The sequence below is a fragment of the Streptococcus cristatus genome (assembly GCF_003943505.1).
Lineage (GTDB): Bacteria > Bacillota > Bacilli > Lactobacillales > Streptococcaceae > Streptococcus > Streptococcus cristatus_E.
In genome coordinates, this window is record NZ_RJPS01000114.1 from 1 (window position 1) to 550 (window position 550).

General features: G+C 46.2%; 1 protein-coding gene. It reads left to right on the forward strand.

What is annotated here, in order from left to right; translation table 11 throughout:
* The coding region (locus D8792_RS11285) for a collagen-flanked surface repeat-containing protein (protein WP_446677403.1) at positions 1-550 on the forward strand (550 nt) is incomplete at both ends.

The window sequence follows — 550 nt, forward strand, 5'->3', positions numbered from 1 at the left end:
TAAGCCATCATTGGCTCAAGTAGTAGACAACAACGACGGTACTCATACTGTTAAAGTTGGACTGGATAAGAATGGCAACGGCCAATTGGATCCAGACGAAGTAACTTCTTCAACAATCGTTAAAGACGGAAAAGATGGTAAATCTCCACTAGCTAAGGTTGTTGATAACAACAATGGTACCCATACTGTTCAAGTCGGACTTGATAAGAACAATAATGGTCAGCTTGATCCAGATGAAGTAACATCATCTACAATCATCAAAGATGGTAAGGATGGAAAAGCTGGGGCAACCGGTGCCACTGGTGCCACTGGTGCTACAGGCGCAACCGGAGCTAAGGGCGATAAAGGTGAAACTGGTGCTACAGGCGCGACCGGAGCCAAAGGCGATAAAGGTGAAACTGGCGCAACAGGCGCAACAGGCGCCAAAGGTGAAGATGGTAAGCCATCATTGGCTCAAGTAGTAGACAACAACGACGGTACTCATACTGTTAAAGTTGGACTGGATAAGAATGGCAACGGCCAATTGGATCCAGACGAAGTAACTTCTTCA